The organism is Streptomyces violaceusniger Tu 4113 (assembly GCF_000147815.2).
Classification (GTDB): domain Bacteria; phylum Actinomycetota; class Actinomycetes; order Streptomycetales; family Streptomycetaceae; genus Streptomyces; species Streptomyces violaceusniger_A.
The window spans coordinates 9423076-9444261 of the sequence record NC_015957.1 but is presented as its reverse complement, the minus strand read 5'-3'; the positions used below and the strand labels follow the sequence as shown (position 1 = coordinate 9444261).

Below are 21186 nucleotides of genomic sequence, written 5' to 3'. Positions count from 1 at the left end.
GATGACGGCGGCCGCGTGCGGACCGGTCGACGGCACCGTGGAGGTCGTGGACCCCGGCGTCCCCGGTGAGCGGCCCGCCCGGTGCGTGGCCGTGGTCGGCGCGTCGGAGAAGGTGTTCGCCGGGCACTTCCCCGGGTTCGCCATCTTCCCCGGCGTATGTGTCGTGGAGTACGTCCAGCGCGGCGCCCTCGCCACGCTGCCGGAGCGCGAACCGGGCGGGCGCTGGGTCCTGGCGGCCGTCGAGTCCTCCCGCTTCCTCAGCCCGGTCTACCCCGGAGACGAGCTGACCAGCGAATACGTCTGGTCGCGCAAGGACGGTGCGGTGCGCTGCCGGGCCTCGGCGGCCACCGGGCGCGGACCTGCCGCGCAGATAAGGTTGCGCTTCGAGAACCGGGACGCCCAGGGCGCGGAGGCCGGGGCAGGGGAGTGGAGAGGCCAGGGCCGAGGAGCGGACGCCGGATGATCACTGTCGATGAGATCAAGCGGGTGCTGCCGCACCGCTACCCCATGCTGCTGGTCGACCGGGTCACCGACCTGGTGCCGGGCGAGCGGGCGCGCGGGCTGAAGGCGGTCACCTGCAATGAGCCCTGGTACGAGGGGATGCCGGACACCGCGTCCGCGGAGGACTACCACTATCCGTGGACGGTGCTCATCGAGTCCTGGTGCCATGTGGCCGGGGTGCTGGTGGCCTGGGACCGGCCCAACCCCGACGTACGCACGGGCAAGGCCATGCTGCTCGGCGGGATCACCGACGCCGAGTTCCACCGCCCGGTGGTGCCGGGCGATGTGGTGGAGCATCATGTGCGGTTGGCCCGCCAGGTCGGCGAGACCTTCGTCTTCGAGGGCGAGAGCCTGGTCGGGAAGGAGACCGTCCTCACCATCGGGCGGCTGACGATGACCATGCGCCCGGCCTCCGACCTGGACGCCTCGCCCGTGACCGCCTCGTCTGTGACCGGCCCGCCCGCGACCGACCCGCCCGTAACCGACTCGCCGGTGGCCGCGCCGCCCGTGCCCGACCCCCCTGTGCCCGACCCCCTCTGACCGACACCACCTCCGGGAGAAGGACCTCACCGTATGTCCGACCGAATATCCGACGACACGGGCCGCGCATCCGGTGACAACGAGCCGACGCCGCGCGTCGCGCTGGTCTCCGGCGGCTCCCGGGGCATAGGCCGGTCCACCGTGCTGCGGCTGGCCCGGGACGGCTTCGACGTGGCGTTCTGCCATCACTCCAGCCCCGACGCCGCCCGTGAGCTGGAGGAGGAGGCGGCGCGGCACGGCGGCGGGCGGGTGATCGGCCGGCAGGCGGACGTCCGCGACGCGGGCGCGGTGCGCGAACTGGTCGCCTTCACCGAGGAGTCGCTCGGCCCGGTCGACGTCGCGGTCACCTCCGCCGGGATCACCCGGGACAATCCGCTGCTGCTGATGAAGGACGAGGAGTGGCGGGACGTCCTGGAGGTCAACCTGGACGGCACCTATCACCTGTGCCGTTCCGTGGTGTTCGGAATGATGAAACGCAAGTCCGGATGCGTCATCAACATCTCGTCGGTCGCCGGTGTCCACGGCAATGCGACCCAGAGCAATTACGCGGCCTCCAAAGCGGGGATCATCGGTTTCACCAAGTCGCTCGCCAAGGAGGTCGGACAGTACGGCATACGGGCCAATGTGGTGGCGCCCGGCTTCGTCGAGACCGATATGACGGCGGAGCTTTCCGAACGGGTGCGCAAGGAGGCGGAGCAGAGCATCCCGCTGCGCCGCTTCGGCCGTCCGGAGGAGGTCGCCGACATGGTCGCGTACCTGGTCGGGGCGGAGTATGTGACCGGTGCGGTCTTCCAGGTCGACGGCGGCATCGTCCTCTGACGGGCGCCGTCGGCATCTTTGTTCGAGCGGTGTTCGCCGGCTGAGGGCCGCTCAATGAGCGTCATGCACGAGAGGGACGAGCGAGGGGGTACGGACGTGGCAGCCAGGCGCAGCAAAGTACCGCGCTTCTATTTCAATTTCCGCAGCCCGTACAGCTGGATCGCCTACCGTGACCTGATGGACCGCTATCCGGATGTCGCACAGGCGGTGGAATGGCACCCGTGGTGGGAGCCGGACGCGGATGGTGAGCGCCGTATGGCCGAACAACGCCATCACTTTCCGTATACGGCGATGTCCCGGGAGAAGCATCTCTATATCCTCCAGGATGTGCGTCGGCTGACGACCGACCGCGGCCTCGCGGTCAACTGGCCGGTGGATCAGGACCCGGTCTGGGAGGTGCCGCATCTGCCGTACTTCCTGGCGCTGGACGCGGGGCTCGGCCCCGCCTACATCGAGCGCGTCCACCGGGCGCGCTGGCAGGAGGGCCGCGACATCTGCGACCGTACGACCATCGCGGCCATCGCCGGTGAGCTGGGGCTTCCGGCGGATCGGGCGGCGGCAGCGGCCGATGACGAGGAGCTGCGCGGCGGCCGGGGGCTCCGGGCCCTGCTCGCGCTCAGCGACGCCGGGGCGTTCGGCGTGCCGTTCTTCACCCATGGCTATGACAAGTTCTGGGGCGTGGACCGGCTGCCGGCCTTCGTCGAGGCGGTCCGCTCCGGCTCCGGGCCGGGCGCGGGTTCCGGTGACCGGTCCGGGCCCCGCTCCCGGGACACGCCCGCCGCCGTGCCGTCGGACACCGACTTCGCCGCCGCCCGGTCGGCCGATCCGGGCCATGCCGGAGGCTGTGGCTGACTCTTCGCCCGCCCGCTCGTTCACACGTTGTCGCCCGGCCCCGACCGCCCGTCCCGACCGTCCCGCCCGCCCGTCCACCGCCCGCCGCGACCGAGACGAGAACGCCCTGACCGCCGACGGACACTCCCCCTCCTGGAGGACGCAGATGCCCGAGCCACGCCAGACGTCGGCGCGCTCCCCCTCCCTGGGAGCCCGCGCCCTCTCGGCCGCGGCCCTGCCGATCGCCCCGCTGTACGGGGCCAGGCTGGCGTATCTGGCCTTCCATCCGCGGCGCCGGGAACAGCGGGAGCACCCACGGGACCACGGGCTGCCCTGTACGGAGCTGAAGGTGCCCTTCGCGGCGCGGAAGCACCTGGACACCTGGCTGTGCCCGGCGTCCCCCGAGAAGGTGGTGGTGCTCGGGCACAGCCTGGCCACGGCGAAGGACCACAGCCTGCGCCACGCCAAGTTCCTGCACGACGCCGGGTACACCGTCTGTCTGTTCGACCACCGCAACCACGGGGCCAGCAGCGACGACCGGGCGCTGTTCGGGCTCGGCGACCGGTTCGCGAGCGATGTCACCGCCGTGGTGTCCCATCTGCGCGACCAGCGGGGGTACGGCACGGCGCGGATAGCCTTCTACGGCTTCTCGTTCTCGTGCTTCTCATCCATGTGGGCGCTGACGCACGACGGATTCGAACTTGACGCGCTGGTGTGCGACAGCGGGCCGGGGCACGACGTCCCGCCGCTGCTGCGCAAGTTCCTGGAGGCGGAGGCGCTGCCGCTGCCCGCCCTGCTGAAGGGCGAGCCGGCCCGTTCGGTGGTGGCGCGGACGCTGTGCGCGGTGGGCCCGGCCATGCTCCGGGCCCAGTGGCCCCCGCCCGCGACGGGCAAGTTCGCCAAGATCCCCCTGTTGTTCATGTCAGGCGAGCACGATGCGATCGTGCCGCCGTCCTCGGTGGACGCGCTGGCCGAGCGCTATGCCCAGGCCGAGACGCACGTCCTGCCCGGAGCCGAGCATCTGCTCGGGCTGGAGACCGATCCTGAAGGCTACGCGAGCGTGGTGCTGGATTTCCTTGAGCGGGCCCTGGGGTAGCAACCTTGACCGTCCCTCTCGGGACGGAACTTTTCGGAAGAGGAAAGAGAGAGCATGCAAAAGGTGCTCATCGCCAACCGTGGCGAGATCGCTGTCCGTGTTGCCCGTGCCTGCCGGGATGCCGGGATCGCGAGCGTAGCCGTCTACGCCGATCCGGATCGGGACGCATGTCATGTGCGCGCGGCCGATGAAGCCTATGCGCTGGGCGGTGACACCCCGGCGGCCAGTTATCTCGACCAGGCCAAGGTCCTTGCCGCGGCCGCCGAATCCGGCGCCGACGCCGTCCACCCCGGCTACGGATTCCTCTCCGAGAACGCCGAATTCGCCCAGGCCGTCCTCGACGCGGGCCTGACCTGGATCGGCCCCCCGCCGCACGCCATCCGCGACCTGGGCGACAAGGTCGCCGCCCGCCACATCGCCCAGCGCGCCGGCGCCCCGCTGGTCGCCGGCACCCCCGACCCGGTCTCCGGCGCGGACGAGGTCGTGGCCTTCGCCGAACAGCACGGCCTGCCCATCGCCATCAAGGCCGCCTTCGGCGGCGGCGGCCGCGGCCTGAAGGTCGCCCGCGCCATGGAAGACGTCCCCGAACTCTACGACTCCGCCGTCCGCGAGGCCGTCGCGGCGTTCGGGCGCGGCGAGTGCTTCGTCGAGCGCTACCTCGACAAGCCCCGCCATGTGGAGACCCAGTGCCTGGCCGACACCCACGGCAACGTCGTGGTCGTCTCCACCCGTGACTGCTCCCTCCAGCGCCGCCACCAGAAGCTGGTCGAAGAGGCCCCGGCACCCTTCCTGACCCAGGAGCAGAACGACCAGCTCTACGCCGCCTCCAAAGCCATCCTCAAGGAGGCCGGCTATGTGGGGGCGGGGACGGTGGAGTTCCTGGTCGGTATGGACGGCACGATCTCCTTCCTGGAGGTCAACACCCGTCTCCAGGTGGAGCACCCGGTCACCGAGGAGGTCACCGGCATCGACCTGGTCCGCGAGATGTTCCGCATCGCCGACGGCGAGGCCATCGGCTACGACGACCCGCAGGTGCGCGGCCACTCCTTCGAGTTCCGCATCAACGGCGAGGACCCGGGCCGCAACTTCCTGCCCGCCCCGGGCACGGTGACCTCCTTCGTCCCGCCCGCCGGCCCCGGTGTCCGGCTGGACGCGGGTGTGGAGTCCGGGAGTGTCATCGGCCCGGCGTGGGACTCGCTGCTGGCCAAGCTGATCGTCACCGGCGCCACCCGCACCCAGGCCCTCCAGCGCGCCGCCCGCGCCCTGGCCGAGTTCCAGGTCGAGGGCATGGCCACCGCGATCCCGTTCCACCAGGCGGTGGTGGTGGACCCGGCGTTCACCAGCGAGCCGTTCACGATCCACACCCGCTGGATCGAGACCGAGTTCAACAACACCATCACCCCCTTCGCTCCGACCGGGATGGACGAGGCCGACGAGCCCACCGCCCGGGAGACGGTCGTGGTCGAGGTCGGCGGCAAGCGGCTGGAGATCTCGCTTCCGGCGGTCCTCGGCCTGGCGGTGTCGCCCGGGGAGGTCGCGGGGACCAAGAAGCCGAAGCGCAAGGCGGTCAAGAAGTCCGGCTCCGCCGCCTCCGGCGACGCCTTGGCCTCCCCCATGCAGGGCACCATCGTCAAGGTCGCCGTCAACGAGGGTGACACCGTGGCCGAGGGCGACCTCATCGTCGTCCTGGAGGCCATGAAGATGGAACAGCCTCTCAATGCCCACCGCGGCGGCATCGTCAAGAGCCTGAACGCGAACGTCGGCGCCTCGGTCAGCGCGGGCGCCGTGATCTGCGAACTCAAGGACTGACCCGCCGCGATGGCAGCCTTACGGCGGGCTCCGAGCGGAGCCCGCCGTCACGTTCAGTTTGAGATCAGCTCTGGAGGTCAGTCCTTGAGCGTCCGCTCCAGGAAGCCCAGGACGGTCTCCGCGTAGGTCTCCGGCTGGGTCTTGATCCCCTGCAGATGCTCGGTGTCCGGCAGGGTGTGCACCTCGGCCAGCGGATAGCGCTCGGCCAGCGCCCGCACTCCGGACGCGGGGATCATGGTGTCGAGCTCACCGGTCAGAAAGAGCATCGGGGTGCGCTCGTACGCGCCCCCGAGCGGCGGGGGCCACTGCACCCGCAGCATCGCCACGGCCGCCGACGAGGCGACCGTCTCCACGACCGCGCGGGAGGGGCCGGTGCCCAGCGGGCCGGGGATGGGCACGCCGCCGGCCGCGACGAAGTTCCGGAACAGCGGGGCCAGCTCCAGCGCCGGACCGCTGTCGAAGATCACCGCGTCGACCGGGCAGTCCTCCCTCTTGAGCATGTAGAAGGAGGGGAAGGTCGAGATGGAGAAGCCGTAGATCGCGATGCGCGCCATGGCGTACTCGTCCATCGACCGCATATGCCGCACCACGGCGACCACATCGTCGGTGTGACGGTCGCTCATACCCCAGCCCGCCCGGTCCGCGACGCTCTTACCGTGGTTGCGGTGGTCGAACATCGCGACCGTATAGCCGGCCTCGCTGAGCAGCCGCGCCTGCGCCAGGCTCGCGGACTTGCTCAGCCCCAGGCCGTGCCCGAGGACCACGACCCGCTCGGTGTCGCCGGGGATGAGCCAGACATGCAGTCCGCGCCCCTGCTGACCGTTCAGCGGAACATTGACATCCGTGCTGGTCAGCCCCAGGTCGGCGGGCTTCTTGTGATGTGGCCTGCGGGGCGGGTGGTAGATCATGTACGAGAGGAAGGCGCCGTACAACGGTGCCACCGGGAGGGTCACCGCCGAGGCCGCCTTGGCCAGGAATCCCGTCGCCATGGTCGTCAAACCCCTATCACCGCTCGTGCCCGGACGTGCGCGATCGTAGTGCGGACGGGCAGGTGACCGCGTCGGCCGGGAGGTGAACGTGGCCGAAGTCACCGGGTGTCCGTGATCGGCAACGCCGCCGCGCGACAAGGGCGTTGGGGGCGCGGGAACGGGTCGTGGCGGCGTGTTCGGACGGCGGGGCGCCCACGGCGCGCCGCGCGCGCCGCTGTACCGTCAGTACGTCCACAGCGAGCGCATCATCGGCCGATAGCACGGGGGAAGCGGAACAGTGTCCTTCACCAGCCCGGTTCAGCCCGCACGAGAGCCCCGGCGATGGGCCCCGGTCGGCGCCCTGCCCGGCCCCGGAGACCGTCCCGGCCCCGGTGAGGTGGCCGTATGGCTGCTGCGGATCCCGCCGTCCGCCGCCGCTGCCGCCGCCGTCGCGGAGGGCGTGCTGGACGAGCGGGAGCGCGAGCGCGTGGCGAGGCTGCGGACCGACCTGCTGCGCGAGCGCTATGTGACCTCCCATGTGGGGCTGCGGACGCTGCTCGGCGGCTATCTCGGCATCGCCCCGGGCGAGGTCGAGTTCGTCCGGGAGACCTGTGGAATGCCGGACTGCGACAAGCCGCACGGCCGTCCGGCCGTCGCGGGCGAGGACTCGCTGCACTTCTCCCTCTCCCACTCCGGGGACGCCGCCCTGTGCGCCGTCGCCGGGGTGCCCGTGGGCGCCGATGTCGAGGAGCGGGACCCCGAGCGCGCCGGGACCCGGCTGGCGGGGCTGATCGGGCAGTTGCACCCGGAGGAGCGGGCGGCGATCGACGCGCTTCCGGAGGAGCTGCGGGCGGAGGCGTTCCTGGGCTGCTGGGTCCGTAAGGAGGCGTATCTCAAGGGCATCGGCACCGGGCTGCCGGGCGGGATCAGCGCCCACCATGTGGGTCTCGCCGAGGGGCTGGCCCCCGTCGCCGCGCCGTCCGGCCCCAGCGGCTGGGCCTTCGCCGACATCGAGGCACCGCCCGGCTACCACGCCGCGGTCGCCGTACGGGACGAGGCCGCGCCGGTCGTGACCCTGGCGGGGCTGCGTCTGGAGTGATGGCCGCGGCTGACGTGACGGCCGCGGCCTGACGTGACGGCCATGGCGTTGTCGGACCCCCGGCGTACCGTCGGAGGTATGTGCAGATCCATCAGGACGCTCCGCCCGCCGTATGCCGAGATCGTCACCCAGGACGACATGCGCGCTGCCGCCCTCCAGTACGTCCGCAAGATCAGCGGCTTCCGCCAGCCCGCCCCGCACAACGCCGCCGCCTTCGACAAGGCGGTCGAAACGATCGCCGCGGCCACCGAGGAACTGCTGAGCACGCTGGAGGTCAAGGGCCGCGTAGGCTGAATGCTCGGGCATGGTGGGTGTGGCCAGGGCTCACCGAGGACCCGGCGCCGGGCGGAGACTCAGCGGACGTAGTTCTTGAGGATCTCCGTGTCGAGAGTAATGTCCACGGGCTCAGGAAGCACGACCTGCTCGCCGAAGGGCGCTCGATGGATATCGAGGTAGCAGCCGCTCTTCGGGTCGGGATGGGTGTGGACGATGACCGCGCAGGCATCTCGGTCCACAAGGAGGTACACGGGAATGCCCACGGCCGCGTAGGCGGCTGGCTTCTCGACGCGGTCGCGGCGGTCGGTGTCTCCGTCGTGCGAGGTGACCTCGACGGTCATCAGAACCCCGTCCGGGGCCGACCATTCACCGTGCCCCGTGAAGTGCTCATCGGGCGCCAGCACGCCGTCCGGGCGCACGCGCCCCTTGCGGTAGGGCTCGACCTTCAGCCCCCGCTCGCTCGCGTAGAGCCAGAGATCGGGGCGATGCTGCATGCAGCGCTTCTGCAGCCACCTGACGATCTCGTCGTGATCCCCATCCGGCACGTACTTCTCCTCGATCCGTCCGTTGATGAACTCCAACGTGACGGTCTCGGGCGCGATAGAGGCGATCTCCTCGAACTCTTCCACCCGCATATGAGACGTGCGCTCGGTCATAACCGTCATGTTGCACCCCTTTCCTGGAGGAAGCCAGTGTTCCCGGGTGCGGACGGGGCCGGGGCGCAAAGCCCGGTCGATCACTCCTGAGAGTGAAGGGTGGCTGTCAGACGGTGACGGGCTCGGAAGCTCAGGCATGCCGGTCGGACCGTTGCGGGCTGACCAGCAGATTATGGCCGCCCAGACATGACTGGGGCCTCTCGAACGATCGAGAGGCCCCAGTCACTGCCATGGTGCGCCGCCAGGGACTCGAACCCCGGACCCGCTGATTAAGAGTCAGCTGCTCTAACCAACTGAGCTAGCGGCGCGTGCTGACGAAGTAAATACTACCTGGTCCGGGAGGGTGGTTTTGACCATCGCTCTCCGGGGCATAGTCGGAGATCTCCGAGCGGCCGGGGCTTCCTCCGGCGGCGGCTGGAGCCGGAGGCGGGGCTCAGATGGAGAGGGAGAGCAGCATTGGGGCCGCCTCGCGGTTGAGGGCGTCGGCGGCTTGGCGCAGCCGGTGGGCGTGGGTCAGGGGGAGGGAGAGGGCCAGACAGCCCACCGAGCGGCCGGCGCTGACCGGAACCGCCGCGCAGACCGTGCCGATCGCGTATTCCTGCAGGTCAAGGACGGGGACGGTGGCGGGCTGGCTGTCCAGCTTGCGGAACAGTACCCGTTCGTTGGTGGTGGTCCGGGAGGTGAGCCGCACCGTCTTGTGGCGGGAGAGGTGATCGCGGCGGCTGTCGTGGTCGAGCTGGGTGAGCAGGCATTTGCCGAGCGCCATCGCATGGGCGGCGGAGCGGAAGTCCACCCACTCGTTGACCTTGGGCGTCCGCGGTCCGTCCGCATACTGCGTGATCTTGATTTCGCCGTCCACATAGCGGCTGAGATAGACCGCCGCGCCCACCGAGTCGCGCAGTGCGATGAGGGAGCGCTGGAGCTTGTCCTGGACGGCGGGGCCGTGGCCGGGGCCGGCGGAGCCCAGCAGGGACAGGGAGATACCGCCGACATAGGCGCCGTCGGCGATCTGCTCCACATAGCCCTCGCGGCGCAGCATCAGCAGCAGATCGGCGAGCTGGTGGGCCGGCAGCCGGGTCTCCCGGGCGATCATGATGTCGCTGACGCCGGACGAGTGTTTGGCGACGACCTCCAGGATCCGGAGGGCGTGCTGCACCGAGTGGAACGGTGCGGTCGGCTCGGGCCTGAGCGCCACGATTTCCCCCCTCGCAGGTTGGCGTGGCTTTGTATCACGATAACCGCCAAGGGCCTTATCCGGATCGGCTGTTGAGGATATTGCCGAGGTGCCGCACCCCGGCCAGCAGGGGCGTATATCCACGGCATATGACATAGGCATGCCCCCGCGGGTGGGTCGCGGGGGCAGTGCCGACAGGGGCCGGGTGATCTACCTGGCACGGGCCGGGTGATCTACCTGGCAGGGGGCGGATGATCTAGAGAACCGCGCTCAGGAACTCCCTCGTCCGCTCGTGCTCCGGCTCGGTGAAGATCTTCTCCGGCGGCCCGGACTCGATCACCCGGCCCGCGTCGAACATCAGCACATCGTCGGAGATGTCCCGGGCGAAGTTCATCTCATGCGTGACGCACAGCATGGTGATGTCCGTCGTATGAGCGATGTCGCGCAGCACATCCAGCACCCCGGCCACCAGCTCCGGGTCCAGCGCCGAGGTCACCTCGTCCAGCAGCATCACCTGCGGCCGCATCGCCAGCGCCCGGGCGATCGCCACCCGCTGCTGCTGCCCGCCGGAGAGCTGCGTCGGGTACGCGTCGCACTTGTCGCCGAGCCCGACCAGGTCGAGCAGCTCCCGGGCGCGGGTCTCGGCCTCGTCCTTGCTCAGGCCGAGCACATGCACCGGGGCCTCGGTGATGTTCCGCAGCACCCGCATATTGGGGAAGAGGTTGAACTGCTGGAAGACCATTCCGATCTTCTTGCGCACCTCGCGGGTGTGCTTCTCGCCCGCCGGGACCAGCGAGCCGCCTCTGTCCTCATGGGTGAGGTAGTCGCCGTCGACCTTGATCGTGCCCTCGTCCGGCTTGATCAGTGTCATCAGCAGCCGAAGGATCGTGGTCTTGCCCGACCCCGAGGGGCCGATCAGGGTGACGTGTTTGCCGGAGGAGACCGAGAAGTCGAGGTTGTCCAGGACCGTATTGCTGCCGAAGCGCTTGGTCACCTGGTTGAAGCGGATCAGTTCACTGCCGTCCACGGCAGGATTCGTGTGGTCGGTTTCAGTGGCCAAGACGACGCTCCAGGGCTCGCATCAGAAGGGAAGCCGGATAGGCGATGACGATGAAGGCGATGCCGACCATCGTGTAGGGCTCGATGTACTGGAAGGACGACGCGCCTTCCGCGCGCGCCTTCTGCAGCATGTCGACGACGCCGATCAGCGCGAGCATCGGGGAGTCCTTCAGCATCGCGATGACGTAGTTGCCCAGGGCGGGCACCACCCGGCGGATGGCCTGCGGCAGGATCACCGCGGTCCAGGTACGGCCGCGGGAGAGGCTGAGCGCGGTCGCCGCCTCCCACTGCCCGTTGGGCACACCGTCGATACCGGCCCGGTAGACCTCGGCGGTGTACGTCGAGTAGTGCAGACCGAGCGCGATCACCCCGGTGGTGAGCGCCGAGAACTTGATGTCCCAGGTCGGCAGCACGTAGTAGAAGAAGAAGAGCTGCACCAGCAGCGGGGTGTTGCGGATGAACTCCACGACCGCCGCCACCGGCCAGCGGACGAAGCGGGTCGGCGAGCGGAAGGCCATCGCCCACACCAGGCCGAGCGCGAACGCCAGGATCGAGCCCAGCGCGGTCGCCTCCAGGGTGATCAGCAGTCCGCGGCCCAGCTCCGGGAGGAAGTCCTTGGCCACATCCCAGTTCCAGGTCACTGGGCACCTCCCGTGATGATGTTGGACGACTGCTCGGACTCCTGGCGCGCGGACAGCTTCCGGGTGACCAGCGGGCCCTTGTCGGACTTCACCGGAGCCTGGCCGATGCCCGCCTTGGCGCGCCGTTCCAGCAGCCGCATCAGCCGGGTGAGGACGAAGGCCAACACGAAGTAGAGGACCAGGATGATCGCGTAGATCTCCAGGCTGTCGCCGGTCGCCAGCCGCGAGAGCTGGGCGGCGAAGGTGATGTCGGCGACGCTCACCGCGGAGACCAGGGCGGTCGCCTTCAACAGCTCGATCAGCAGATTGTTGAAGGGCGGGATCATCTCCGGGATCGCCTGCGGCAGGATCACCCGGCGCATCCGCTGCGCGGGGGTGAAGCTGAGCGCGATGGCCGCCTCACGCTGCGCCGGGGCCACTGAGGCGATCGCGCCGCGCACGATCTCCGAGCCGTACGCCCCGTAGGTGAGGCCCAGGGCCAGCACCGCCGCCCACATCGACACCAGTTGGTACCCGAAGGCCAGTGGCATGACGAAGAACAGCCAGAACATCAGCACCAGGGCCGAGGTGCCGCGGAAGATCTCCACATAGAAGCCGGTCAGAAAGCGGACGATCCACAGCCGGGAGGTGCGGGCGATCCCGATGCCGAACGCCACGGCGGCCGCGAAGACCGCGCTGAACAGGGTGAGCTGGATGGTGATCCAGATGCCCGGAAGAAGCCAGTTTTCCCACAGTCCGGCCGTCATGAGCACAGCTCCTTGGCGGTCAGATCGGTCATCTCTTCCTTGGTGAAGCCAAAGGGCCGCACGATGCGCAACAGCTCGCCGCTCTTCTTCATCTTGTGGAGCTCGATATTGAAGGCGTCCCGGAGCTTGGTCTCCTCCGGCCGGAAGGCGAAGCCGCCGGCGCCGATGTCCGGTTTGCCGTCGACGTACGCCTGGAACGGCTCGGTGGCCTCGGCCTGTCGGCTGTTCCGCTGCTTCACCACGTTGTGGACGGTCACGGTCGTGCCCGCGAAGACGTCGGCCCGGCCCTGTTCCACGGCCAGCAGCCCGGCGAGCTGGTCGGGGAGGATCAGCATGTCGCTCTGTTTGATCCCGACGGCCTCCGCGTAGCCGATCTCGGCATATGCGGTACCGGTGGCCATTTTGGCCTTCTGTTTGACGATGTCCTCGTAGTTGTGGATGTTCTTGGGGTTCCCCTTGCGCACGATGAACGCGTCACGCATGCGGTAGTCGGGGTCGGAGAAGATCACCTGGGCGCAGCGGTCCGGGTTGATGTACATCCCCGCCGAGACCACGTCGAACTGCTGCGAGCGAAGGCCCGGGATGAGCGAGCCGAACTCGGTGGGCACCGGCTGGACCTTGGGCACCCCCAGCCGCTTGAAGATGACCTTCGCGATCTCCGGCGCCTCGCCGGTGAACTCGCCGTTTTTGTCGATATAGCCGAATGGGATCTCCCCCGCTATTCCCAGTCGGACCGTGCCTTGCGACCGCAGTCGCTCCAGCAGATTGCCCCCGTCCTTGGCGCCGGAGCCGGACACCCGGCTGCAGCCGACGGCGCCCAGCAGACCCAGGGCCGCGCCGCCGGCGAGAAGAGAGCGGCGGCTTGGGCCCATTTTCGCTATTTCTCTGCTATCGGTGTCTTTCTCACGTGGTGGAGCCATGGGCGCGCGGCTACCCGACTCCGGCAAATGTATGCAGGCTGTTTCCGGCCCTTGATATAGCCGATGCCTGGGTAGGCCCTCTACGGCAGGACTGGTTCCGAAGCGACCTGGAGGAAAGTCGATGGTTGACCGAGCCGACCGGTTCATCGAGGTCTCGCTCGAGAAGCGCGGGGTGAGCTGCACGGCCAAGCTCCTTGACGAGCGTGCGCCGATCACCTGCGAGGCGGTGTGGAACGCACTGCCGCTGGGGGGTGACGTATATCACGCCAAATACGCGCGCAATGAGATCTATGCGCTGCTGCCCCCCTTCGCACCCGAGGAGCCGCCCCTGGAGAACCCGACGATCACCCCGATCCCCGGTGACCTGTGTTACTTCACCTTCACGGACACCCAGCTCGGGACCACGTCGTACGGATACGAGACCGACGCCAACCACCAGGGGCGGCGGCAGGTCGTCGACCTGGCGCTCTTCTACGAGCGGAACAACCTGCTGATCAACGGTGACGCGGGCTGGGTGCCCGGGATCGTCTGGGGCTCGGTCGTCGACGGCCTCGACCGGATGGCCGACGCCTGCCAGGACCTGTGGCGCGCCGGGGCGCTGGGGGAGACCCTCAGCTTCCGCCGGGCATAGCTCTCGGCTTCCGCCGGGCGGGGGCCGTCGGTTTCCGCCGGGTGGAGAGCTTCAGCTTTCGCCGGGCGGCGGCCCTCGGCTTCCGCCCGGCGTAGCGCACGGACCGGGCCCGGGGCGGCTTCGCCCCGGGCCCGGCCGCGCGCCTCAGGCGCCTCGGCGCGCCTCAGGCCGCCGCGGGGCGCACCCCGTCCGCCAGCCCCGCCTCGAACAGCGCGTGCGCCGCCCGCAGCACCAGCGCGTCCGCGTGGCGCGCGCCCACCAGTTGCACCCCGATCGGCAGCCCCGCGCCGCTGAGGCCGCACGGCACCGACGCCGCGGGCTGCTGGGTCAGGTTGAACGGGTAGGTGAACGGCGTCCAGCCCGTCCACCGGGTGTGCTCCGACCCCTTGGGCACCTCGACCCCCGCCTCGAACGCGGTGATCGGCAGCGTCGGGGTGACCAGCAGGTCGTAGGCGGAGTGGAACCGTCCCATCGCATGGCCGAGGGCCATCCGGACATCCACGGCCGCCAGATAGTCCAGCGCGCTGTACGACGCCCCCTGGGCGCAGATCTCGCGCAGCCCCGGATCCAGCAGCTCCCGGTCCTCCGCCCCCAGCGGCTGCACGACCCGGGCCGCGCCGCTGAACCACAGCGTGTGGAACGCCTCCACCGGATCCTCGAACCCCGGGTCGATCTCCTCGACCACCGCGCCCAGCTCCGCCAGCAGATCCACCGCCCGCCGCACCGCCGCGGCCACCTCCGGGTCGACGGCGGCCGCACCGCCGAGCGAGGGGCTGTAGGCCACCCGCAGCCCGTTCACCCCGCCCCCGCCGGGGGCGAGCGCCTCCTGGAAGCCGCCCCCGGAGGGCGCCAACTGGGACCAGTCGCGCCAGTCCGGACCGGAGATCACATCCATCAGCAGCGCCGCGTCCGCCGCGTCCCGGGTCATCGGCCCGACATGGGCCAGCGTGCCGAAGGCGCTCGCCGGATAGAGCGGAACCCTCCCATAGGTGGGTTTCAACGCGAAGATGCCGCAGAAGGACGCCGGGATACGGACCGAACCCCCGCCGTCCGTCCCCAGGCTCAGCGGACCCGCGCCCAGCGCCACCGCGGCCGCGCTGCCGCCACTGGAGCCGCCCGCGGTCCGCTGAGGGTCGTACGGATTGCCGGTGACCCCGTAGACCGGGCTGTCGGTGACGCCCTTCCAGCCGAACTCCGGGGTCGTCGTCTTCCCCACGAACACCGCGCCGTGCTCGCGCAGCCGCGCCACCGAGGGCGCGTCCTCGTCCCACGCCCGGCCCTCGGGCCGTACGGTCCGCGAACCGCGCAGCGTGGGCGCGCCGCGCAGCAGCAGGATGTCCTTCACCGACACCGGGACGCCGTCCACCAGGCCCGCGGGGGCCCCGCGCCGCCACCGCTCGGCGGACTCCTCCGCCTGCCGCAGGGCGCCCTCGGCGTCCACCCGGCTGAAGGCGTTCACCTCCGGCTGTATCTGCTCGATCCGGTGGAGGACGGCACGGGTCGCCTCGACCGGGGAGAGCTCGCCGGAGGCATAGCGCTCGATGAGTTGAACGGCTGTCAGGTTGTGAATGTCCGTCATCCGGCTCTCCGTTCAGGTCGTGCGATCAGTCCACGGGTACGTAGCCGAGGCGTTTGTCGACGATGTTGAGCAGTGGCTTGCCCGCGCACCAGCGCTCGTAGTTGTCCTGGAACTGCTCGGCCAGATGGTCGCGCCAGCCGACCGTGTCGCCGCTCATATGGGGCGAGATGAACAGCCCCGGCACGTCCCACAGGGGATCGTTCGAGGCCAGCGGCTCGTGTTCGAAGACATCCAGGGCCGCGCCGCCGATCCGCCGGGCCACCAGGGCCGCCGTAAGGTCCTTCTCGACGACCAGGGGGCCGCGGCCGACGTTGATGAACCGGGCGGTGGACTTCATCCGGTCGAAGATCGTCCGGTCGAACATGCCGCGGGTGGCGTCGGTGAGCGGCGCCGCGCACACCACCCAGTCGGCCGAGGGAAGCAGCTCGGGCAGCTCGTCGCCGCCGCGCACGCCCGGCCGCGCGGTGCGGCCGACCAGGTCGACCACCACGCCGAGCGAGGCCAGGGTGGATTCGATCGCCCGGCCGATGGGGCCCGCGCCCACGACCACGGCGCGCGTACCGGCCAGCCGCATCGTCTCCCGGTGCTGCCAGCGGCGCTGCCGCTGCAGCTCCCAGGTTCCGTGGAAGTCCTTGGCCATGGAGATCACCAGGCCGGCCACGTACTCGGCGATCGGCTGCTCGAAGACCCCTCGGGCATTGGTCAACACCGTGTCGGATGTGACGAGTTCGGGGCAGAGCAGCCGGTCGACCCCGGCGCTCGCGGTATGGACCCAGGCCGGCCGGGGGCCCTCGCCCGGCCAGGCGTCGCGGACCGCGTCGGAGGTGAAATCCCAGACCAGGAGCACATCCGCGGCAGGGAGCGCCTGGGGGAGCGAATGCTCGTCGCAGACGAGCACCTTCGCCCGATCGGCCACCCGGTCCAGGTGGACCGGCGGCTGGTCGCCGAAGACGACAACTGTGCTTTCGGACATAGGCGGGAAACCGTTTCGAAACGTGGGTGGGTTTGCCTGAAGAAGGAGGGGGCAGGCGCCTCAGTTTGAGGATTGACCACGCTAGGCAGCGGAAACTACCGTCGTCAACAACGGCATCTGTCCCGGCGTCCCCGGCAGTAGGCCGGTCTCTCTCCATCGCAACCTCTGGCCAATGGTCCAGTCCCTCCGTTCCGTATTGGGGCTCGCTTTGGACGTCTCTTTTCTGGGTGGCCCACAGCCGCAGCGCGGCGTGGGTGTGGTGGCACCGTTCGACTTCGCACTCGATCGTGAACTATGGCGCTGGGTACCCGATGAGGTCTCCCTGCACCTCACCCGTACCCCGTTCGTACCCGTCGAGGTCAGCCTCGACCTGGCCCGGCTCGTGAGCGAACACGAGACCTTGCACGACGCGGTGCAGGCATTGGCGGCCGTCGCACCGGAAGTGGTGGCGTACGCCTGCACCTCGGGCAGCTTCGTCGGCGGTGTGGCCGGTGAGCGCGCGATGTGCGCGGCCATGTCCCAGGCGGGTGAGATCCCGTCGCTGACCACCTCGGGCGCGCTGCTGGAGGCGCTGCGGGAGATCGGCGCCCGGCGGATCGCGGTGGTGACGCCGTACACCAGGTCGGTCACCGACTCGCTCGAGGAGTATCTCGCCGAGGGCGGGATGACCGTCACCGGACGGGCATATCTAGGCCTCACCCGGCACATCTGGAAGGTGCCGTACCGCGACGTGGTCGACATGGCCCGGCAGGCGGTGGTCGGGGCGACCGACGCGCTCTTCATCAGTTGCACCAATCTGCCGACCTACGACGTGATTCCGCAGCTCGAGGCGGAGCTGCGGATGCCGGTGCTCTCCGCGAACCAGGTCACGATGTGGGCGGCGCTGCGGGCGATCGGCGCACCGGCCGTCGGGCCGTACCAGGCGCTGATGGACCCGGTCGCCCGGTCCGGTCCGGCGGGGATGTCGGTGTCGCCGATGATCCGCCCGCTCCCGGTGACGGACCCCGTCGTCGAATCGGTGATCGAGGCCGTGGAGGCGGTCGAGGCGGTGGTGGACGAGCCGGAGGCGGCACTGGCCGGGGCGGCGTCGCCCGGGCTGGACGGCGATCCGGCCGACGGGCTCGACCCGGGCTTTGGAACCGGCCTCGGCGAGGGCCCCTACCTCGACGATTCGGGAGGCCCGTCACCGGTGTGACGGGTAGGCCCGTCACCGGACCGAGGGGCGGGCCCGTTGCCGGTGTGACAGGCAGGTTCTGCCGCCGGTGTGACGGGCGGGCCCGTCACCTGCGCGAGGGGAGTTGTCCGGCGGGTGGGAACCCGCCGGGCCTCCGCGGTGTAGGAGAAGTAGCAGCAGTGCAGCAGGGGGCGGCGCTCACGGGGGCCGCCGGTAAGGAGGCAGTCATGGTGGACTCGACGCGCCCGGCCCCGGACACGGTCGGCTTTCTCTACCCCGGATACTCCGCCGAGGACGAATACCCCCGCCTGGAAGGCATGCTCGGCGGCGACAGCGGCGATATCCGGCTTCCCCTCGTCCATACCGACATCGGTGAGGACGCCCATCGGGTGGACGCCCTGTTGGAGATGGGTTCCGCGGCCCGCCTCGCGGCCGGGGTCGCCGAGCTCGCCGAGCGCGGTGCCCGGGCCGTGGTCTGGGCCTGCACCAGCGCCAGCTTCGTCTTCGGCTGGGAGGGCGCCCATGAGCAGGTGCGCGAGCTGAGCGAGACGGCGGGATTGCCCGCCTCCAGCACCTCCTTCGCCTTCGCCCACGCGGTGCAGGCGCTCGGCGCCGAGCGGGTGGCCATCGCCGCCACCTATCCGGAGGATGTCGCCGACCACTTCAGGGCATTTTTGAAGGCGGCGGGCGCCGAGGTGGTCGCGATGCGCGGCAGCGGGATCATCACGGCCGCGGAGGTCGGCACCTGGGGCCGGGAAGAGGTGCTGGAGCTGGCCCGCGCCGGGGACCACCCCGAGGCCCAGGCGGTGCTCCTTCCGGACACCGCCCTGCACACCGCCGCCTGGATTCCGGATCTGGAGGCGGAGCTGGGCAAGCCGGTGCTCACGGCCAACCAGGTCACGGTCTGGGAGGGGCTGCGGCTGCTGGGCCGCGATCCGGTCCATGACCGGCTGGGCACGCTCTTCGCCCGGAGCGGCGGATAGCGGCGGGTCGTCCGGTCGCGGAGGGGCGCGGCACGGTGGCCGAGGGGTCGGTGACGGGGAGCTGAATCCCGGCCGAATTCCGTGTCGCTCTTTCGCCATCATGGCATTCCGCTTATCGGACTGCGCCTAGCATGCAGCCGTGCGTCGCCAACATCTCTCCCCGGTCCCGCCGGCACGTTATCTGCTGGTCGCCGGTGCGGTGACGGTGGCCGCGGCCGTCGGAATCGGCGTGCTGGCGGTCGGCGGAGACTCCTCGGACGGCCCTCGTGCGAACCCCTCCGCGAGCGCAAGCGCGCCCGCGAAGGCATCGGACGGGCTTCGGCACACCTCCGTCGAGGTGTCCGAGGGCGGCTGCGGCCGCGGCTGGACCGATGCCACCCGTGGCAAGCAGGTCTTCGATCTGCGGAACACCTCCAGCAGACCGGCCGAGGTCTATCTCACCGATCCGGCGAACGGCGCCGTCTACGGAGAGGTGGAGGGCCTGGGCCCCGGCACCAGCAGACCGCTGAGCGTCACGCTCGGCGGCGGCTCCTACGCCTTCGTCTGCCTGCCCGAGGAGGTGGACGCGGTCACCGGACCCACCGTCACCGTCCCCGGACCGGCGCGGGGCGGTGGACCGGCCGCGGTTCCGGTCGGCCAGCAGGATCTGATCCCGCCCACCATCGCCTACCAGAAGTGGGTGACGGGCCGGATGGACGAGCTGGTGCGGCGCACGGACGCGCTGCGCTCGGCCATCCGCCGCGGTGACCTGGCCACGGCCCGTGCGGCCTGGCTGCCCGCCCATCTGGTGTACGAGCGGATGGGCGCCGCCTATGGTGCCTTCGGCGACGCCGACGGGGCCATCAACGGCACCACGGCGGGGCTGTCCGGCGGGGTCCATGCCTCGGACTTCACCGGATTCCACCGCCTCGAGTACGGCCTGTGGCACGGCCAGTCCGCGAGCTCCCTGGGCCCGGTCGCCGACCGGCTCGTCAAGGACGTCCGAGGGCTGCGGGACGACTGGCCGCAGGAGCGGATGGATCCGGCCGACCTGGGCCTGCGGGCGCACGAAATCATGGAGAACACCGTGCAGTTCGAGCTGACCGGCCGCACCGACTACGGCAGCGGCACCAATGTGGCCACCGCGCGGGCCAACCTCGACGGCAGCCGGGCCGTGCTGACCCGGCTGGAGCCGCTGCTGAAGCCCCGTGCCCCGTGGCTGCCCGAGCTGAAGAGCGACCTGGACCGCACCGAGCGGACCCTGGAGCGCTCGCACCACGGGGACCGCTGGACCCCGCTGGACCGGCTGAGCCGCACCGACCGCCAGCGGCTCAACGCGGACGCGGGCGCGCTGGTGGAGCGGCTGGCGCAGGTGGCGGCGCTGATGGATGTGCGGAGGACCCGGTGAGCGAGGTGCTGCGCAGGGGCTTTCTGCTGGGCGCGGCCGCGGGCACGGTCGGCGCGGTGGCAGGCGCGGCCGGGGGCACGGCGGCCGCGAAGGAGGGGGAGCCGGAGAAGAAGCCCACCCGCGTCCCCTTCCACGGCGCCCATCAGGCCGGCATCCTCACCCCGCCCCAGCGGGCCACCGCGCTCATCGCCTTCGACGCCATGGCCGAGGGGCGCGAGGAGCTGGCCGACGCCTTCCGTACGCTCACCGAGCGGTGCCGTTTTCTCACCACCGGAGGCACTCCCGACCCGGTCGGGATCACCGCGCCGCCCGCCGACTCCGGCACCCTGGGCTCCCAGGTGGCCGCCGACCGGCTGACCGCGACGGTCGGCGTGGGCGCCTCGCTGTTCGACGAGCGGTACGGACTGCGGGACCGCAAGCCCCGGCGGCTGACCGCGATGCGGTCCTTCCCCGACGACGATCTCGACCCCGACTGGTGCCATGGCGATCTGAGCCTTCAGCTCTGCGCCGACAGCACGGACACGGTGCTGCACGCGCTGCGCGATATCGCCCGGCACACCCGGGGCGCGCTGCAGATCCGCTGGCGCGTCGACGGCTTCGTCAGCCCGCCGCGCCCGTCCGGCACCCCGCGCAACCACATGGGGTTCAAGGACGGCACCGCCAACCCGGACACCGATGACGCCCGTGCGATGGACCGTCTGGTGTGGGTGGGCGCCCACTCCGCCGAGCCGGCCTGGACGACCGGCGGCAGCTATCAGGTGATCCGGCTGATCCGGATGCTGGTGGAGTTCTGGGACCGGGTGTCGATCAGCGAGCAGGAGCGCATGTTCGGCCGCAACCGGGACTCGGGCGCCCCGCTGGACGGTCAGCACGAGTTCGACACCCCGCGCTACGCACAGGACCCCAAGGGCGACATCATTCCGCTGGACAGCCATATACGGATGGCCAATCCGCGCACCGCCCGGACCGAGGACCAGCGCATACTCCGCCGTACCTACAACTACGACCGGGGCATGGACGCCAACGGTAATCTGGACATGGGGCTGCTGTTCTGCTGCTATCAGCAGGATCTCGCGCGTCAGTTCGAAACCGTGCAGAAGCGTCTGGCGGGGGAGCCGCTGGTGGACTACATCACCCCCTTCGGCGGGGGCTATTTCTTCGCGCTTCCCGGTGTGAAGGACCGCTCGGACTGGCTGGGACGGACCCTTCTGTCCTGACACCGCCCCACCTTCCGGTCAAGAACACCTCAAGAGTTCCTTGGATTCTTCTGACCCTCTGTTCACTCGGCCGCCTCCATGGATTCCATCGGAGAGTCCTGCCCGCG

The 21186-nt window shown here is 70.2% G+C and carries 22 protein-coding genes and 1 tRNA gene; 13 read left to right on the top strand and 10 right to left on the bottom strand.

What is annotated here, in order from left to right; translation table 11 throughout:
- The first annotated feature begins 1 nt into the window (after position 1).
- From STRVI_RS46790 to STRVI_RS38480, 6 genes are all read left to right on the top strand, one after another.
- Positions 2-463, top strand: coding sequence for a 3-hydroxyacyl-ACP dehydratase (locus tag STRVI_RS46790; protein ID WP_014060975.1), 462 nt, complete (start codon positions 2-4; stop codon positions 461-463).
- Positions 460-1041, top strand: coding sequence for a 3-hydroxyacyl-ACP dehydratase FabZ family protein (locus tag STRVI_RS38500; RefSeq protein WP_014060974.1), 582 nt, complete (start codon positions 460-462; stop codon positions 1039-1041). Before STRVI_RS46790 ends, STRVI_RS38500 begins: the two co-directional genes overlap by 4 nt.
- A 33-nt stretch (positions 1042-1074) precedes the next feature.
- Entirely contained in the window at positions 1075-1860 is a 786-nt protein-coding gene (gene fabG, locus STRVI_RS38495) for a 3-oxoacyl-ACP reductase FabG (RefSeq protein WP_014060973.1), read from the top strand.
- 96 nt (positions 1861-1956) lie between these two features.
- A complete protein-coding gene (locus tag STRVI_RS38490) occupies positions 1957-2712 on the top strand; it encodes a DsbA family protein (protein WP_043241218.1) in 756 nt (251 codons plus the stop codon).
- Positions 2713-2857: 145 nt separating this feature from the next.
- Entirely contained in the window at positions 2858-3787 is a 930-nt protein-coding gene (locus STRVI_RS38485) for an alpha/beta hydrolase (RefSeq protein WP_014060971.1), read from the top strand.
- A gap of 54 nt (positions 3788-3841) precedes the next feature.
- The gene (locus STRVI_RS38480) at positions 3842-5596 is read left to right on the top strand and encodes an acetyl/propionyl/methylcrotonyl-CoA carboxylase subunit alpha (RefSeq protein WP_014060970.1); all 1755 of its coding nucleotides are present in this window, start codon (positions 3842-3844) and stop codon (positions 5594-5596) included.
- Positions 5597-5673: 77 nt separating this feature from the next.
- Here STRVI_RS38480 and STRVI_RS38475 read toward each other — a convergent pair whose 3' ends face one another.
- Positions 5674-6585 (bottom strand): alpha/beta hydrolase, encoded by a 912-nt coding sequence (locus STRVI_RS38475; RefSeq protein WP_014060969.1) that lies wholly within the window; start codon positions 6583-6585, stop codon positions 5674-5676.
- 277 nt (positions 6586-6862) lie between these two features.
- Here STRVI_RS38475 and STRVI_RS38470 point away from each other — a divergent pair, with 277 nt between their 5' ends.
- Positions 6863-7663 (top strand): 4'-phosphopantetheinyl transferase family protein, encoded by an 801-nt coding sequence (locus tag STRVI_RS38470; protein ID WP_014060968.1) that lies wholly within the window; start codon positions 6863-6865, stop codon positions 7661-7663.
- Positions 7664-7741: 78 nt separating this feature from the next.
- Positions 7742-7957, top strand: coding sequence for a DUF2277 domain-containing protein (locus STRVI_RS38465; RefSeq protein WP_043237213.1), 216 nt, complete (start codon positions 7742-7744; stop codon positions 7955-7957).
- A 59-nt stretch (positions 7958-8016) separates the two neighbouring features.
- On the opposite strand, the gene STRVI_RS38460 is transcribed toward STRVI_RS38465, so the two are convergent.
- The 7 genes from STRVI_RS38460 to ehuB all read right to left on the bottom strand — a co-directional run bounded on the left by STRVI_RS38460 (position 8017) and on the right by ehuB (position 13135).
- Positions 8017-8604, bottom strand: a complete 588-nt coding sequence (locus tag STRVI_RS38460; protein ID WP_014060966.1) for a Uma2 family endonuclease — start codon at positions 8602-8604, stop codon at positions 8017-8019.
- Between the two features lie 222 nt (positions 8605-8826).
- A tRNA-Lys gene (locus tag STRVI_RS38455) sits at positions 8827-8903 on the bottom strand.
- Positions 8904-9028: 125 nt separating this feature from the next.
- Positions 9029-9790 (bottom strand): IclR family transcriptional regulator domain-containing protein, encoded by a 762-nt coding sequence (locus STRVI_RS38450; RefSeq protein ID WP_014060965.1) that lies wholly within the window; start codon positions 9788-9790, stop codon positions 9029-9031.
- Between the two features lie 235 nt (positions 9791-10025).
- Complete coding sequence (ehuA, locus tag STRVI_RS38445; protein ID WP_050993841.1) at positions 10026-10796, bottom strand: ectoine/hydroxyectoine ABC transporter ATP-binding protein EhuA; 771 nt, start codon at positions 10794-10796, stop codon at positions 10026-10028.
- Positions 10797-10818: 22 nt separating this feature from the next.
- On the bottom strand, positions 10819-11469 hold the full coding sequence (gene ehuD / locus STRVI_RS38440; protein ID WP_014060963.1) for an ectoine/hydroxyectoine ABC transporter permease subunit EhuD: 651 nt from the start codon (positions 11467-11469) through the stop codon (positions 10819-10821).
- Complete coding sequence (gene ehuC / locus STRVI_RS38435) at positions 11466-12215, bottom strand: ectoine/hydroxyectoine ABC transporter permease subunit EhuC (protein WP_014060962.1); 750 nt, start codon at positions 12213-12215, stop codon at positions 11466-11468. Before ehuC ends, ehuD begins: the two co-directional genes overlap by 4 nt.
- Positions 12212-13135, bottom strand: a complete 924-nt coding sequence (ehuB, locus tag STRVI_RS38430) for an ectoine/hydroxyectoine ABC transporter substrate-binding protein EhuB (protein WP_043237210.1) — start codon at positions 13133-13135, stop codon at positions 12212-12214. The genes ehuC and ehuB overlap by 4 nt, the downstream gene beginning before the upstream one ends.
- Before the next feature lie 121 nt (positions 13136-13256).
- On the opposite strand from ehuB, the gene STRVI_RS38425 reads away from it, so the two are divergent.
- Positions 13257-13766, top strand: a complete 510-nt coding sequence (locus STRVI_RS38425; RefSeq protein ID WP_014060960.1) for a DUF3830 family protein — start codon at positions 13257-13259, stop codon at positions 13764-13766.
- A gap of 163 nt (positions 13767-13929) precedes the next feature.
- On the opposite strand, the gene STRVI_RS38420 is transcribed toward STRVI_RS38425, so the two are convergent.
- Positions 13930-15345: an amidase gene (locus tag STRVI_RS38420; protein WP_014060959.1), complete on the bottom strand. Its 1416-nt coding sequence runs from the start codon at positions 15343-15345 to the stop codon at positions 13930-13932.
- Between the two features lie 25 nt (positions 15346-15370).
- Positions 15371-16318: a D-2-hydroxyacid dehydrogenase gene (locus STRVI_RS38415; RefSeq protein ID WP_014060958.1), complete on the bottom strand. Its 948-nt coding sequence runs from the start codon at positions 16316-16318 to the stop codon at positions 15371-15373.
- A 208-nt stretch (positions 16319-16526) separates the two neighbouring features.
- Here STRVI_RS38415 and STRVI_RS38410 point away from each other — a divergent pair, with 208 nt between their 5' ends.
- The 4 genes from STRVI_RS38410 (at position 16527) to efeB (ending at position 21079) form a co-directional block, all read left to right on the top strand.
- On the top strand, positions 16527-17513 hold the full coding sequence (locus STRVI_RS38410; protein ID WP_043237207.1) for a maleate cis-trans isomerase family protein: 987 nt from the start codon (positions 16527-16529) through the stop codon (positions 17511-17513).
- A gap of 206 nt (positions 17514-17719) precedes the next feature.
- A complete protein-coding gene (locus tag STRVI_RS38405) occupies positions 17720-18475 on the top strand; it encodes a maleate cis-trans isomerase family protein (RefSeq protein WP_014060956.1) in 756 nt (251 codons plus the stop codon).
- A gap of 139 nt (positions 18476-18614) precedes the next feature.
- Positions 18615-19862 (top strand): EfeM/EfeO family lipoprotein, encoded by a 1248-nt coding sequence (locus STRVI_RS38400; protein ID WP_014060955.1) that lies wholly within the window; start codon positions 18615-18617, stop codon positions 19860-19862.
- Positions 19859-21079, top strand: a complete 1221-nt coding sequence (efeB, locus tag STRVI_RS38395) for an iron uptake transporter deferrochelatase/peroxidase subunit (protein WP_014060954.1) — start codon at positions 19859-19861, stop codon at positions 21077-21079. Before STRVI_RS38400 ends, efeB begins: the two co-directional genes overlap by 4 nt.
- Positions 21080-21186: the final 107 nt, after the last annotated feature.

What these genes read in the sequence shown, in the direction of transcription:
- STRVI_RS38415 (WP_014060958.1), bottom strand. Translation starts at nt 16,318, where the DNA reads ATGTCCGAAAGCACAGTTGTCGTCTTCGGCGACCAGCCGCCGGTCCAC.
- STRVI_RS38420 (WP_014060959.1), bottom strand. Translation starts at nt 15,345, where the DNA reads ATGACGGACATTCACAACCTGACAGCCGTTCAACTCATCGAGCGCTAT.
- STRVI_RS38465 (WP_043237213.1), top strand. Translation starts at nt 7,742, where the DNA reads ATGTGCAGATCCATCAGGACGCTCCGCCCGCCGTATGCCGAGATCGTC.
- ehuB (WP_043237210.1), bottom strand. Translation starts at nt 13,135, where the DNA reads ATGGCTCCACCACGTGAGAAAGACACCGATAGCAGAGAAATAGCGAAA.
- STRVI_RS38500 (WP_014060974.1), top strand. Translation starts at nt 460, where the DNA reads ATGATCACTGTCGATGAGATCAAGCGGGTGCTGCCGCACCGCTACCCC.
- STRVI_RS46790 (WP_014060975.1), top strand. Translation starts at nt 2, where the DNA reads ATGACGGCGGCCGCGTGCGGACCGGTCGACGGCACCGTGGAGGTCGTG.
- STRVI_RS38405 (WP_014060956.1), top strand. Translation starts at nt 17,720, where the DNA reads ATGGTGGACTCGACGCGCCCGGCCCCGGACACGGTCGGCTTTCTCTAC.
- STRVI_RS38425 (WP_014060960.1), top strand. Translation starts at nt 13,257, where the DNA reads ATGGTTGACCGAGCCGACCGGTTCATCGAGGTCTCGCTCGAGAAGCGC.
- STRVI_RS38480 (WP_014060970.1), top strand. Translation starts at nt 3,842, where the DNA reads ATGCAAAAGGTGCTCATCGCCAACCGTGGCGAGATCGCTGTCCGTGTT.
- ehuC (WP_014060962.1), bottom strand. Translation starts at nt 12,215, where the DNA reads ATGACGGCCGGACTGTGGGAAAACTGGCTTCTTCCGGGCATCTGGATC.
- STRVI_RS38475 (WP_014060969.1), bottom strand. Translation starts at nt 6,585, where the DNA reads ATGGCGACGGGATTCCTGGCCAAGGCGGCCTCGGCGGTGACCCTCCCG.
- STRVI_RS38460 (WP_014060966.1), bottom strand. Translation starts at nt 8,604, where the DNA reads ATGACGGTTATGACCGAGCGCACGTCTCATATGCGGGTGGAAGAGTTC.
- STRVI_RS38485 (WP_014060971.1), top strand. Translation starts at nt 2,858, where the DNA reads ATGCCCGAGCCACGCCAGACGTCGGCGCGCTCCCCCTCCCTGGGAGCC.
- fabG (WP_014060973.1), top strand. Translation starts at nt 1,075, where the DNA reads ATGTCCGACCGAATATCCGACGACACGGGCCGCGCATCCGGTGACAAC.